Raw genomic sequence first — 14,235 nt, forward strand, 5'->3', positions numbered from 1 at the left:
GGGCTTGCGTAAGGTCCAGGGGATAGTCGCGTCTCTACAACATTGTAAGGCAGGGAGCGACTCGTGAAAATAGGTCTCGTGACTCCATACGACTGGAGCTATCCTGGTGGAGTGCGTGAACATGTCCGCCATTTGGCGCATGAATTTCGCAAAATGGGTCTGGAGGTGCGCATCCTTGCCCCGGTCTCGGGAGATGATGAGCGGCTGGCAGAGGAGCAAGTCTATAAGATGGCCGGGGCTTCTCCCGTTCCTTTTAATGGTTCAATTGCGCGTGTGGCGCTGAACCCCTATCTCGGACGGCGCGTGCGCTCTGTACTGCAGCACGAGCGCTTTGACATTATTCACCTCCATGAGCCGTTGATTCCCGGTTTGCCGCTGACTGTGCTGCGTTTCTCGCGTGCAATCAACATAGGAACATTTCACGCCTTTGCTGCTGCCAGGATCACCTCCACGCCCTATCTGGCCTATGCATCGCTACATCCTTTCCTGCGCCCTTACTTTCGCCGGCTGGCCGGGCGCATCGCCGTTTCACCGGCGGCCTACCAGTTTGTCTCACGCTACTTTCCGGCGGACTATCGCCTGATCCCGAACGGGGTCGATCTCGAGCGTTTCAACATCTGGAACCAGCCTTTACCCTGGTTCATGGATGGGAAGCGGAACATCCTCTTTGTCGGGCGGTTTGAGAAGCGCAAGGGCGCCAAGTACCTGTTACGCGCTATCCCCACGATCCGCGAGCGCTATCCCGACACACGGTTTATTCTCGTGGGTGAAGGCGGATTGAAGCGCGGTTTCGAACGCTTTGTTGAGAAGCAGGGCTGGCAGGACGTGGTTTTTGTAGGCCGCGTCTCGGCGGAAGAACTACCACGTTACTTCGCCAGCGCTCACGTCTTCTGCGCACCCTCGATCGGCGGCGAGAGCCTGGGAGTGGTCTTGCTAGAGGCGATGGCCTCCGGTGTGCCCGTGGTGGCCAGCAACATCGAGGGCTATGCCACAGTCATCACACATGGCCTCAATGGCCTCTTAGCACCCCCTCGCGATAGCCTTGCGCTAAGCATGGCCATCTGCCGCCTGCTTGAAGATGAGCCGTTGCGGCGCCGCCTGGTTGAAGCTGGGTTACAAACAAGCCAGCAATATGCCTGGCCGCGGATCGCCCGCCGCGTGGTGGATTACTATCAGGAGCTGCTGGAGGAGCGTCAGCTGCTCCATACCCTGCGCGCGCGGGAGCCGGTCTAGCCTTCTAGCCTGATCCTCTGCGGCGCCGGCACTGTTCGCTGATTGGCGACGCTCCTCATCGCTGGATGACCCGCGCTGTGCGATGGTTGCACTGCGTCGCCCTCTCTCGTGCTCTTCGCTTCGCTCTGGCCTTTGTCAAAAGGCAAGGTCAGGGACAGGATCGCTGCTCGTTTCGTTTCGTCTGGTAGTGCGTATCTACATCATTGAGAGCGGCCCTCCGCGACAGGCTCGCCGCAAAAAAAAGAGCTAGTCCGAAGAGGGCCAGGTATGGTACAATAAAGATATGTTAAGCAGACGCATCCAGCAGCAAGTTCGACTCCTGGTGGCTTTCATTATCAGACCGCTGGCCAACCTTGGCGTGACTCCAAATATGTTGACGCTCGTCGGGCTGTTGCTTAGCGGCTTAACAGCCCTGGTGATTGCGCAGGGGTACCTGGTGGCAGGCGGTTTGCTGGTGTTGTTTGCTGGCATTTTCGACATGTTCGATGGGGCCGTGGCTCGCGTTCGCCAGGCTGCTACGACCTTTGGCGCTTTCTTCGACTCGACTCTCGACCGCTATTCGGAAAGCATCATTCTCTTTGGGTTGCTCTGGTACGTGTTGCAGCGTCCAGATCTCCATGAGCAGCTCTGGCCCTTTGGCCATGAGCAGCTCTGGATGATTGTCCTGGTGTTTGTCGCTGTCGTCGGCTCACTGATGGTTAGCTATACTAAGGCGCGCGCCGAAGGTCTGGGGCTGGAATGTAAAACAGGATTGCTTGCCCGCCCCGAACGTGTCGTCATTCTGGCCATTGGCCTGATTGCGGGCATTGAGATTTGGGCACTGGTTCTGCTGGCGGTTTTCTCCCAGGTGACCGCCCTTGAGCGCATGTTCTACGTTTGGCGCATCACTCGCCGGCAGGAGCGTGAGCGCCCCGCGCCTCAGCTGGCTCCTGCTCCCACAACGCTCGCCAGTGATCAGAAGAGCAGTGCCCGCCTCAACCGCGATCGCGAGCGCCGCGCGCGGTTCTTGGGCCGGGGCCGGGGCCGGGCCGGCGAGACCCAAGAATCACCCGCTCGCCCCGTTCCCAGCCATGTTCCGCCTCTCAGTGGCGGTATGCAGCAACAAGAGTGAATCCAAGCTTTGCGAACGGTGTAGAGGAGATCGGGATCGGACGTGTATGTAGCGTGAGGTGCCTGTCGCCAGAAGCGAAGGACAGGCAGGGCGGATAGATGGCGGCGCGCATCCGCCCATCTTTGCAACGCGGATCGGTGAAAGTACGGCGTGCACCCTATATGCTTACTCTTTGTTGTCTTGCCTTTTCCCGAGCACCCGTTGAGGTAGAGCAGACGATAGGCGAGCAATGACGGCGTCCATTCGCCCTGACAGTTCTGTGCGTCAAGTACCTCTCCACACGATCGCCTGCGCTCCGGTCCCGAATTAGTGAGACTGGAGATCTTTTTGTGACAAGAGAACATTCGCAGCCAGAGAAGAGCGACGTTGATGTGTCCGTCGCAAAGGAAGCATTTGCCTCCGAAGACGCAGCAACTCCTGCTTCTCTAGAGCCTACTGCGCCCCCCGGGGCGCAGCTGCCGGAGGGTACCGTGGAAGGGCAGAAACAACCACCTGCGCGGGAGAGTGCGGACGCGGCCCCTGGCTATGAGCTTCCGTCTCAGACGGGGGCTTCCTCCCAACACATCCAGGAAAGCGTCACTGCCTACTCACCCGCTGAACCCCTTTCCGCCTTTTCCACTCCCTCTACACCACCTGCACAGGAGGCCTTTGCGACGCGGGATGAGGAGCCTTCCCCGCTCATGGAGGGCTTTCTGCCGTTCAGCGAGGGGAATGTTCGCCCCTTCAGTGAGTTCATTGAGGAGTTCCGTCAGGCTGAAGAAGCTCGCCAGGCCGCTACCTTCGAAGCGGTGCACGAGGCTCTGGATGCCCTCAGTACCTTGAATACCCTGGGCAATCTGACTGCGCCTGCTGAAGATGAGAGCAGTTCCTCTGCTACGTCGTCGGCCTCTGGACTGCTCTCGCCACTCCCTACGGTGGCCATCCCCGGGCGCCTCTCCTTCGTGGAGAGCGGCAGCATGACGACCAGCTCGCCTGCGGCTGGTGAGACGGAGGCTGAGTCGCTGGCGCCGGCCCCTTCCCCTTCCACCGAGGCCGCCCCAGGGGCAGAAGGCAGCGCTGCGCAGGAGCAGCCTGAGCCGGCCTCTCCTGCCGCCGAAGAGCGCTCGGCGAAGGCTGGGGAGGGCCCACAGTCAGCGGCCCAAACATCCCAGACTTCTCAGACCCCACCGGCACCTGAGAAGCCAGCGGAACGCCCGCCCTCGCCGCTGCTGCGCCCGGCTACGCGCATTCGTTTACCCCGCTATGGGCGCCTGCGCGAGCCGTTTGTCGAGGAGCGCCTCCCCTCCGAGAGCGAGAAAAGCACTGAGGAAGAGAGCCAGCCTGCCGCTGCCGCCAGTACTCAGGCTGGCGGCGAGCCTGCCTCTGCCAGCCCGGGGGCAGGCGAGAGTGGCAGCACTGAGACCACGACACCAGCCAGCGAGGAGGGACAGGTTACCCGCCCCGCACGTCGCTATCGCTTCGATCGCCCAGCAACAGCGGTCAATAGCGCTATGTTCCTGGTGAATTCATCTCAGCAGTCGACGCCACCTGAACAGCAGCGCGAGACGGGAGAGAAGCTCGCTGCTTCTGGCACCTCTGCCGTCCAGGAGGAGCGCCGGCCCGAGATTGAGCAGCCCCCGGTGGTTGCCGCTTCCAACCAGCCCCCCGAAGAGGCTTATCCTCCCTCGTCTCGTGAGATGCTGAACGAGCAGACGGTCGAGGAGCAGCGGGAAAAACAGCAAAACAAGGATAACAGGCAACAAGAGAAAGAAAAGGAACAGGAGCAGCCGGCTGCCCCTGTGGCATTGCCAGCGCAGCCGACGGCCAACGGCGCCAGGCCGGCGGCTCAGGAGACCCAGGTTCCTGCCCCTGAAGATCTGCCTCCCCTGGAGTACTCTGAGATTCAGGCGGCCACCTCACGCCGGCGCCGCCGCCGTCGTTCCAAGTCGGCGGCAGCCGCCTCCGCGCCCGCGCCCGCCAGCGAGCCGACGCCACCCCCGATCGCTCCGCCGCCTACGCCGGTCTCTCCGGTCACTGTGCCGCCCGTGACCCAGCCGGCGTCGGTATCGATCTCGCAGCCGACAGCTCCTGCCGGACTCTACCATATTATCTCCGGCACTACTATGAACCAGATGAATCTGGGCAACGAGTTCGGAGGTCCTTTCATGGCGCCAGAACCTTCGCCCGCACGCGGCAGCGTGGCTGTGCGCGAAGCTGGTGTGCGCCCCTCACGCTCCGATGTGCAGCGGAACAATGTAGTCTATCCGAATAATCGCGGGAATGACCCGATGGCTCAGTTCGCCAATACGGTCGTGCAAGCTATCCAGTCGCAAACTGACCGCATTGTGGCCGAACTGCGCCGCACTCATCAGTCGCCGACCAATGTGTCGGTCTCGATCCCCCCTCCGCCTTCGACGGAGCGGGTGGGAGTCTTCGTCGATGTGGCCAACCTGCTCTACTCTGCGCGTACGCTGCGGCTGACTATTGACTTTGGCAAGCTGCTCGACTTCCTGCGCGGCAACCGCCGCCTGGTGCGGGCCCATGCCTACTGCCCGACCAGCCCGCAGCCCGGCGATGAGCAGATGTTCCTGCAGGCCGTCAAGGGCCTGGGATACCGCATTACGACGAAGAACTATAAGACGTTCTCCAGCGGTGCAAAGAAGGCTGATCTCGATCTAGATCTGTGTATGGACGTGGTGCGGCTTGTGGAAAGCCGGGCTGTTGACTGTATTGTGCTGGTCAGCGGCGATAGCGATTTTATGCCGATGCTTGATTACTGCTCGGATCACGGCGTGCGCGTCGAGGTGGCTGCCTTCGACGAGGCAATGTCGGCCACCCTGCGCCAAAGCTGCGACCTGTTCATCAATCTCTCGGTGCTGGAGGAGATCCGCGCCTGAACATCCCTTTGCGGGAAGCACTGGGTGAGCGGTCACCGCTGTGGCCGCCAGCTTCCTCTGGAAGAACGTTGCAACTACGGCTAACTTGCACAGCATAGCACACCAGCAAGGCGGCGAGGAGCAAGGGAAGGAACGACTTACAGCTGTCCATCCTCTCTCCTCGCCGCTTTTCTTCTCTTCTCCGCTCTGCTTAGACAAGAGGATCGGCTACTAAGCATGCGCACAACCTCAACCTGCTTGCCGCGGCCCGGCGCCTGGACCTTGCTGTGTGTGAGATGTCCCCAGCCAGCGGCGTATAATTGTCATGGAACCGCTACGAGGCCTGTTCCTTGCCCGGGTGCTATCCCACCGGAACAGTCAGACGGTGCTGTCCTGGTTTCTTGAGGCTCTGCTTGTCTGTGGGTCGGCAGCTTGCTTTTGGGGATGCCAAAGACAGAAGCAGAGCGTCTTATTTGTTTGTATAGCACCACTACAATAACAGGAAGAGAGCCTTTCTACTGACACACCAGGTTCTCCGGGGAGAGAAGAAAGGAACGCGCGTATGCGAAACGGTGGCATATCAGCCCGCATCGTGGCACTGCTCACCTTATTTAGTATTCTGCTGGCTGCCTGTGGGGGAAGCAACACAGGCAGCACTGGTGGCGGAGGCGCCACCACCCCTACGGCTCAGACGCCCATCTCGGTGGCCCTCGTCACCGATATTGGTGGTTTGAACGATCGTGGCTTCAATCACTTGGCCTACGTCGGCTACACCAAGGCCATGAACGAGTTCCATTTTACGCGCCAGGTGATCGAATCCACAAACCAGGCCGATTATGTCAAGAACTTGACGCTGGCGGCTCGCAGCGCTGACCTGGTCTTCGCGGTCGGCTTCCTGATGCAGAACGCAGTCGACCAGGTGGCCCATCAGTTCCCCACTAAGAAGTTCGCTATCATCGATGGCTGTGCCGTTCCTGCGGGTAAGCAGGATTGCGAGGCGCTGCCGAATGTGGCTCCGCTCTTCTTTAAGGAACAAGAGGCTGGCTGTCTTGTTGGGGCCATCGCCGCCCAGATGGAAGTTGACGGCAAGGCCAAGATCCCCCAGCTGCGCGGCCATAATACGATTGGGGCCGTCGGCGGACTCCCCATTCCTCCTGTCACTCGCTACATCGCTGGCTACAAGTTCTGCGCTCAAAAGGTCGATCCGAGCATTACGGTGGTGATTAATTATTCCCAGGATTTCGCTGCCACCGACAAGTGTAAGGACGCTGCTCTCAGCCAGATCAATCAGCACAATGCCGATATCATTTTCCAGGTGGCCGGTGGCTGTGGCGTGGGTGCTCTCGATGCTGCCGATCAGGCAGGGGTCTTTGGCATCGGCGTTGATGCCGATCAGAACTATCTCCACCCGAAGAGCGTCATTACCAGTGCCCTTAAGAAGGTGGATGTGGCCGTCTACGATACGATCCGTGATTACGCTCATGGCAAGTTCACGAACAATCCCCCGCGCTTTGATCTGGCCCATGATGGAGTCGGCTACGGTACGCTGAGCAGCGTAGTGCCCGCTGATGCGAAGAACAAGGCTGACCAGTTCGCCGATCAGATCAGGGCCGGCACGCTGGTGGTTCCTGAGACGATTCCTTCCTGACCTGCGTCGTGAGTGGCCCGGGCACGACCAGATCGAGCCGCCCTCGAACGGCTCGATCTGGTCCTTTCTTCTCTCGCCGTTGGCCACTCCCGCTCCACTCCTCGCCCCTGAGCTGCGATGGACTCCATCCAACCGGCTCCGCTCGGGAGCCCCGCTCCATTGTTAGCCTTGCTCCGTTGTGAGCTATCGTGGCTGCACTCCGGCTGCCAAGGGCTTACTGGCACACAGCCTGGTTTTGGTCTTCCTCAGACGCTGCTTGTCTCTGCCCTGTGGCAATGCTATCATTACAAGTCAGTTTTTATGTGTCGTAACCGAGCACAGAGCCTGGCAGAAGGCTAGCCGCTTCTTCCTCCTGCCTGGTGACTGCTGATCTGGGAGGATTCGCTCTATGGCCTTGCAGACTGCTCAACCGCGCTCACCTACTCCCCCGGCGTTGGAGACCAGGTCAACCGCCTGGCTGCTCTGGCTGCGCAGGGTTGGCGCCGGGCTAGGGCGTCCGCTGCTAGCCCTGCTCCTGGCGCTGGTCGCCGGCGTGATTGTAATCATGATTACCGCTTCCGGCTCGCTCGTCGACCGTTTCAATGCCTCCTTGCTGGCCTACGGCTACCTCTTCGTGGGAGCCTTTGGCAACGCCGCCAATCTCTCATTCTCGCTGGTCAATGTCACCCCCCTCATTTTTACGGGCCTCTCGGTGGCCATTGCCTATCGGGCCCGCCTCTTTAATATCGGGGCCGAGGGCCAGTTTGCTGCCGGAACCATTCTGGCGGCGATCGTCGGCCTCAAGTGCTCGACATGGCCTGGCTGGCTGCTGGTGCCGCTGATGATCGTGACTGGGGCTTTGGCCGGTGCGGTCTGGGGAGGGATCGTCGGTCTGCTCAAAGCCTGGCGCGGCGCTCATGAAGTGGTGACGACGATCATGCTCAACTGGATTATTTTCTATGTCAGTGACTGGCTGGTTTCGGGTCCACTGCAAGCCCCCGGCCAGGCTGATCAGACGCTCTCTATGCCCCCGCAGACGCATCTCCCGAAACTCTCGGTACTCTACAATCAGACGCTTGGCCATTTCCTTCCCACCATTAGTCAGCCTGAGCAGTACATTGTGGACATTAGTTTCCTCTTCGCGCTCGTGGCTCTGGTAGCCTACTGGTTCCTGATGACACGCACGACCTTCGGATACGAGACGCGTGTGGTGGGGGAAAATCCTCGTGCCGCTCAGTATGCCGGGATCTCGGTGAAGCGCAATGTGGTGCTGGTGATGGCGCTGGCTGGTCTCTTTGCCGGCCTGGGAGGGACACTGCAGCTGATGGGACAGTATCCTTACGAGGTTATCGGCCAGGTATTCCGTAATGATACCACTGGCTTCGATGCAATTGGTGTGGCCTTGCTGGGACGTATGACCGCCATCGGCATCTTTCTGGGGGCCTTGCTCTTTGGAGGTATGCGCCAGGGTGGCTCTCTGATGCAGTTGAAGGCCAATGTCCCTGGCGACCTGGTCTATATTATCGAAGCGCTGGTCCTCTTTAGTATCGCTGTCCAGTTCCTCCCGGTAATCCAGCAGACTATCGTTAAGCGCTTCTCGGCGGCACGTCGACCGACGGTGGTGGCTGCGCTCGCCGGTGGCGTGATCGACCTGGACCAGGAGCCAACCAATGGGGCGGAGGCTCCAACAATGAATGATCCGCTGCTGCCCGGGACCGGGAGAGCCGCCCTGGCTGATGGGCAGGGACAGGCTCAGACTCCGGCTCAGGAGCGTCAACATCAGCAGAATGGGGAGGCGTGAAGCGTGTTCTGGCCTATCTTTTTACGGGTAATTACCTCTGGCGATCTCTGGCAGGCTTCTCTGCAGTTTGCCGCTCTCCTGTTGCTGCCAGCTCTGGGTGGCGTCATCTCGGAGCGCAGCGGCGTGGTGAACATTGCGATGGAGGGCATGATGTTGATCGGCTGCTACGTTGGGGTGGTGGTCACCCTGGCCAGCCATAGTGTCCTCGTCGGGCTGCTGGCTGCCATCGTTGCTGGCGGCTTGCTGGCTCTGGTGCACGGTGTAGTCTCAATTCATCTCAAGGCCGACCAGATTATCAGTGGTATTGCTATCAATGTCGCCGCTCTGGGACTGACCAACTACCTCAATATTGTGCAGACCGGTGGCCAGGGCATCCCCACTCTCGCCTCTAATTTGCGCCTTCCCGTGCTGAACTGGGGGCCGCTGGCGCAGCTCCCCTTTCTTGGTCAGGTGCTCTTTCAGCAGAATGTCGTGTTCTACGTGACGATCGTCATCCTGGTCGGTCTGCAGTTCCTGCTATTCAGAACGAATCTGGGCCTGCGTATCCGGGCTGTGGGAGAGCATCCGCAGGCCGCAGACACTGCCGGCGTCTCCGTACGTCTGATCCGTTATGCCTGTGTTGTCGCCAGCGGCCTGCTCTCGGGACTGGCAGGGGCTTTCCTGGCCTTGGGCGTGGCTGGCACTTTTAATTCCAATATGACTGCCGGGCGTGGCTTCATTGCGCTGGCGGCGGTGGTCTTTGGGAAATACACGCCGCTGGGGGCCGCCGGGGCCTGTCTGATTTTTGGCCTGGGCCTGGCCTTAAGCGTACGCCTGCAGGATACGGGCATTGATTCCAATTTGCTGGCAACGTTGCCCTACATTCTCACCATTATTGCTCTGATCGGACTGGTCGGGCGCACTGTAGCTCCGGCTGCCGATGGCGTGCCCTACGAGCCGGGCAGTGCCGAATAGCAGGCATCACAAGCGCCCGAGGAGGTCAAGGAAGCATGCACGAACAGGACAAGGCGCCTCTCGCTCAGGCAGCAAGTCCAGACCTGGCTGCCTCACCCTATGCAGTGGAGATGCGCGATATCTGCAAAGCCTGGCCCGGCGTGGTGGCGAACGATCACGTGAACTTGCGCGTCCGGCGAGGCGAGATTCATGCTCTGGTCGGAGAGAATGGGGCTGGCAAGACAACCCTCATGAACATTCTCTACGGGCTGGTGCGCCCCGATAGCGGGGAGATCTATATCAACGGTGAGCGTGTTCATATTAGCGGCCCCCGCGATGCTATTCGCCTCCATATCGGCATGGTGCATCAGCATTTCATGCTCATTCCCCCGCTGACGGTGGCTGAGAACATTGTGCTGGGCCAGGAGCCGGGTGGTCCTTTGGCCGTCTATGATCGACGGCGTGCCCGTGAGCTGGTGCTCCAGCTCAGTGCTCGTTATGGCCTGCCTATTGATCCCGATACCCGCATCGAAAAGCTCTCTGTTGGCCTGCAACAACGCGTAGAGATTCTCAAAGCCCTCTACCGGGCCGCTGACATCCTCATTCTGGATGAGCCAACCGGTGTGCTGACGCCCCAGGAGACTTATGAGCTGTTCGATGTGCTACGCGCTCTTTCTCGTCAGGGGAAAACGGTCATATTCATTACTCATAAGCTGCGTGAGGTGCTCGACCTCACTGATCGGGTGACGGTTCTGCGTCGCGGGCGCAACGTCGGCGAGCTGGTGACTCGCGAGGCGAATCAGGCGGAGATTGCACGTCTGATGGTAGGACGCGAGGTTCTTCTGCGCGTTGAGAAACGTCCAGCGCGGCCAGGGCCAGTGGTGCTGCGCGTGGAGAATCTGCATGCCAGCTCCGATCGGGGGCTGGAAGCGCTGCAGGGGGTCAGCTTTGAGGTGCATGCTGGCGAGATCCTGGGTATCGCTGGCGTGGAAGGCAACGGCCAAAGCGAGCTGGTCGAGGTCCTGAGCGGGATGCGCCGTGCCACGGCGGGCCGCGTTACCGTTACCCATGCGAGCGGTCAGCAGATTGGCAAAACCTACGACATTACCAGCATGAATGCGCGCGAGGTGCGTCTCGTTGGGGTGGCGCACATTCCCGAGGACCGGCGCGGCAGTGGTTTGGTGCTCAGCGATACTATTGAAAGCAACACTATCCTGGGACGCGAGCGCTGGCCGCGCTTTGCCTGGGCGCGCTTCATCCTGCGTCTAGGCGAGGTTGCTCTGTGGGCGCGACGCCTGGTGCGTGAATTCGATGTTCGCACACCGAGCACCAGGCTGCCGGTGCGCGCTCTCTCCGGCGGTAACCAGCAGAAAGTAATTGTGGCGCGCGAATTCGCCGCTGATCCACAGCTGCTGATCGCGGCCCAGCCAACACGTGGCGTCGATATTGGCGCCATCGAGTTTATTCATCGACGTCTGGTTGAGCAGCGTGACGCTGGTAAAGCCATCTTGCTCGTCTCCGCCGAGCTGGACGAGATCCGCTCGCTATCCGATCGTATCGCTGTAATGTACGAGGGGAGGATTGTTGATATCGTCACGCCGGAGGCCAGCGAGGAGGAGCTGGGACTGCTCATGACAGGCGGGCGCCCGTCGGGAGCCTCACGAGAGGAAGAGGCGCAGACGACGGGTGACTTGGGAGCATGAGCGGAACAGGAAAGAGGCCGCGGCTCAACTGGAAGACCCGCCGCTCTTGACCGTGTCTCCTGGCTGTGATCTCGATCCCGTCTAACCTGAGCGGGCAGGCTTCTCCGCTCTGCCGCGCCGGTTCCAGGGTCTGGCTACCTCCTCCTCGTGGTCTGCCTGAGATGAGAGGCTGCGGACAGGACCTAGTAGCGCAGGCCCAGCACGCGCAAGAGACGAGCAACGTCGCTGGCGAGGCAGACATCGTGGCTGGCCAGCGCGGCCTGCCCGGTCTCCTGTAGTAGCTGCACCGCCTCGGGCGTCTTCAGGTCATCATCTAAGAGGGACTCGAAGTGAGCGCGCAGCTCGCTGCTGCTCTCCGTGGTCTCCGCCGGGCAGCCAGCGGCCAGGGCAGCCACCTCCTCGAAAAGGGCTGCTTGCCGGCTAGCCAGCTGCAGATCGGCAGGGAAGCATTCCCAGGGCTGGCGATAATGGTGATTCAGCAGCAGGAGGCGGATCGCATTGGCGCTATACTGCTTCAGCAGGTCGCTGACCAGGGTCAGGTTGCCCAGCGACTTGCTCATCTTCTCTCCCTGCTGGTAGACCATGCCGGTGTGCAGCCAATAGCGGACGAAAGGCGCCTTGCCCGTGTAGTGCTCAGATTGGGCGATCTCGCAAGTATGGTGAGGGAAAGCCAGATCGGCCCCGCCGCCGTGGATATCGAGCTGCTCCCCCAGGTAGTGGAGTGCCATCGCACTGCATTCAATATGCCACCCCGGGCGTCCCGGTCCCCAGGGGCTGGGCCAGGCAGGCTCACCGGGAGCCTGTGCCTGCCAGAGAACAAAATCCAGTGGATCGCGTTTGCGCCGGTCATCAGGATAATTGCCGCGCTCGTTGGCCACCGCTAGCATGGCGTTGTAGTCGTTGAGGCCGATGGCGCGCCCCAGAACACCGAAGTCGGGATCATGACGCACATCGTAGTAGACGCAGCCATCGCTCACGTAGGCATAGCCGCGCTCGATCAGTTGCTGCACTATCTCGATAATGTGTGGAATCTCATCGGTTGCGCGCACGTAGAAAGTCGGGCGGCGGACATTGAGCGCATCCATATCGCGCAGAAACCTCTCGGTCTCGCGCCTGCCCAGCTCGTCCCAGGGCACACCCAGTTCGCGCGCCTTGCGCAAAATATCGTCATCGATGTCCGTGACATTCTGCACATAGCGCACAGAGTAACCACGGAATTCCAGATAGCGAATGAGCGTATCGAAAGAAGCGTAGGTGAAGGCATGACCCAGGTGGGTAGTATCGTAGGGAGTCACCCCACACACGTAGATACGCACATTGTTCCCTTCGAGAGGTACAAACGTCTCCACTCGCTGGGTGAGCGTATTAAACAGCTTCATGGCGTTCTCCAAGACCGAACAGGCGCGTGGCGTTCGCTGTAGTGATCTGAGCGATTTCGTCCAGCGTCAGGCCCCGGATCTCGGCTAGCTTCTGGGCCACATGCTTCACGAAGAGCGGCTCGTTGCGTCTGGCGCGCAGGGGCAAAGGGACAAGATAGGGACTATCGGTCTCGACCAGCACGCGATCGAGGGGAACCATGCTGGCGACCGCGGGCAGGGCGTTGCCCGGGCGGGTCAAAGGGCCAGCGAAGGAGAGCATGAAGCCCTCGAAGGAAAGGCATTCCTCAGCCTGGGCTACATCGCCCGAGAAGCAGTGGAAGACCCCACGCAGCCCCCGGCCATGAGCACGCAGCAGCTCAATCACATCTTCGTGAGCATCGCGCACGTGGATAATACAGGGGAGGTTGCAGCTGCGCGCAAGCTCCAGGTGGGCACAGAAGACCGCCCTCTGCACATCACGTGGTGAAAGCATGCGAAAGTAATCAAGCCCAAATTCGCCAATGGCCACCACCTCGGGCGCGCCTGCCAGACTGCGCAGTTGAGCCTCTACCTCCTCGTTGTAAGAGGTGGCCTCGTGAGGATGCACGCCAACGGCGGCGAAGATCTGACCCCGATAGCTCTGGGCCAGAGCTAGTGCCGCACGGCTCGACTCCAGATCGCAGCCGGGATCAACAATGCAGCCGATCCCCCCTGCGAATGCGGCGCGCAGCACCGCATCGCGATCTTTCTGAAAACGGGGAGCATCGACATGGGCGTGGCTATCAACAAGCAACCGCTGCATCCTTTCCTCTGTGAACAGGAAGACACGCAAAAAAAAGAAGGGTCAACGCTGGCTTGTTCTTTGTCTGTTCAAGAGCTTTCTTTAGTATAGTCTATCGCTGAAATGGATGTCAACAACACGGCGGTGATGGTAGGCGGGCCGGGCACACGCGTCCCAGCTCGGGCTGAGTTTTCAGCGGGCTGGGCCGCCTTCAGGTCAGGCCAGGTCAGAACCCTATAAAAAAATACACAGGGAGGCCCCAGGCAAAATCAGGTGATTACCTGATGCCTGGCACTTTGCCATACGCTACGATAAGCAGGAACATCTTGAGCCATGCTGTCAGAGCATGGCATCTGGCACTCGCGATCAAGAGGATGTTTCTGGAGGAGAGAGAATCGCATGCAGAATCTCGCGCCACAGGTTGTATCAATTGCTGATGCGTGCCTGGGTGGCTTGCACGGTCGTTCCGCCCTGCTGATTGGACCGGAGGAGCTACGGCGGCCCTTTGTGCAATTGCTGAAGCAAGCTGGTATGCAGTCTATCTATGAGGAAGAGAGTGCAAATCAACTGGACAGGCTACTGCCGCAAGTACAGTTGCTTATCAGCATCCCGGCGGCAGCACCTGCCACGCCGCTTATTTCCGCGGCGGCCATTGCCCAGGGGTGCGGCAGTCGCCAGGTTCCCTTAATCATTTTGGATCTAGCGCGTAGTCCTTCCGTTGAAGAAATGGTCGGCCTGTTGCCCTTTGTCTGCCTCTATACCCCTGCCGACCTCCAGCGTATTCTCCGCAACAGCTGTGCTAAAGCGAGCTGATTCTATGGTACCATAAGAAT

Annotated in this window: 9 protein-coding genes and 1 pseudogene; 8 read left to right on the forward strand and 2 right to left on the reverse strand. The window is 60.2% G+C overall.

Annotation, left to right across the window (positions count from 1 at the left end):
- Positions 1-63 precede the first annotated feature (63 nt).
- The 7 genes and pseudogenes from KTAU_RS15520 (at position 64) to KTAU_RS15550 (ending at position 11,263) form a co-directional block, all read left to right on the forward strand.
- Positions 64-1,233 carry a glycosyltransferase family 4 protein gene (locus KTAU_RS15520; RefSeq protein ID WP_151729248.1) on the forward strand — a complete coding sequence of 390 codons (1,170 nt, stop codon included), beginning with the start codon at positions 64-66 and terminating at the stop codon, positions 1,231-1,233.
- Between the two features lie 283 nt (positions 1,234-1,516).
- Positions 1,517-2,015 (forward strand): annotated as a pseudogene (locus tag KTAU_RS22460) (CDP-alcohol phosphatidyltransferase family protein); the annotation flags it as partial.
- A gap of 1,009 nt (positions 2,016-3,024) precedes the next feature.
- Positions 3,025-5,220: a LabA-like NYN domain-containing protein gene (locus KTAU_RS15530; RefSeq protein ID WP_151729250.1), complete on the forward strand. Its 2,196-nt coding sequence runs from the start codon at positions 3,025-3,027 to the stop codon at positions 5,218-5,220.
- Between the two features lie 541 nt (positions 5,221-5,761).
- Entirely contained in the window at positions 5,762-6,847 is a 1,086-nt protein-coding gene (locus tag KTAU_RS15535) for a BMP family lipoprotein (RefSeq protein ID WP_151729251.1), read from the forward strand.
- A gap of 388 nt (positions 6,848-7,235) precedes the next feature.
- Complete coding sequence (locus KTAU_RS15540; RefSeq protein ID WP_151729252.1) at positions 7,236-8,627, forward strand: ABC transporter permease; 1,392 nt, start codon at positions 7,236-7,238, stop codon at positions 8,625-8,627.
- Between the two features lie 3 nt (positions 8,628-8,630).
- The gene (locus tag KTAU_RS15545) at positions 8,631-9,581 is read left to right on the forward strand and encodes an ABC transporter permease (RefSeq protein WP_228026492.1); all 951 of its coding nucleotides are present in this window, start codon (positions 8,631-8,633) and stop codon (positions 9,579-9,581) included.
- Positions 9,582-9,616: 35 nt separating this feature from the next.
- Positions 9,617-11,263 carry an ABC transporter ATP-binding protein gene (locus KTAU_RS15550; protein WP_151729253.1) on the forward strand — a complete coding sequence of 549 codons (1,647 nt, stop codon included), beginning with the start codon at positions 9,617-9,619 and terminating at the stop codon, positions 11,261-11,263.
- Positions 11,264-11,445: 182 nt separating this feature from the next.
- Here KTAU_RS15550 and cysS read toward each other — a convergent pair whose 3' ends face one another.
- A complete protein-coding gene (cysS, locus tag KTAU_RS15555; protein WP_151729254.1) occupies positions 11,446-12,642 on the reverse strand; it encodes a cysteine--tRNA ligase in 1,197 nt (398 codons plus the stop codon).
- Positions 12,629-13,423: a TatD family hydrolase gene (locus KTAU_RS15560; RefSeq protein ID WP_228026493.1), complete on the reverse strand. Its 795-nt coding sequence runs from the start codon at positions 13,421-13,423 to the stop codon at positions 12,629-12,631. Before KTAU_RS15560 ends, cysS begins: the two co-directional genes overlap by 14 nt.
- A gap of 378 nt (positions 13,424-13,801) precedes the next feature.
- On the opposite strand from KTAU_RS15560, the gene KTAU_RS15565 reads away from it, so the two are divergent.
- A complete protein-coding gene (locus KTAU_RS15565; protein WP_151729255.1) occupies positions 13,802-14,215 on the forward strand; it encodes a glutamyl-tRNA reductase in 414 nt (137 codons plus the stop codon).
- The last annotated feature ends 20 nt before the right edge of the window (positions 14,216-14,235 follow it).

The organism is Thermogemmatispora aurantia (genome assembly GCF_008974285.1).
Lineage (GTDB): Bacteria > Chloroflexota > Ktedonobacteria > Ktedonobacterales > Ktedonobacteraceae > Thermogemmatispora > Thermogemmatispora aurantia.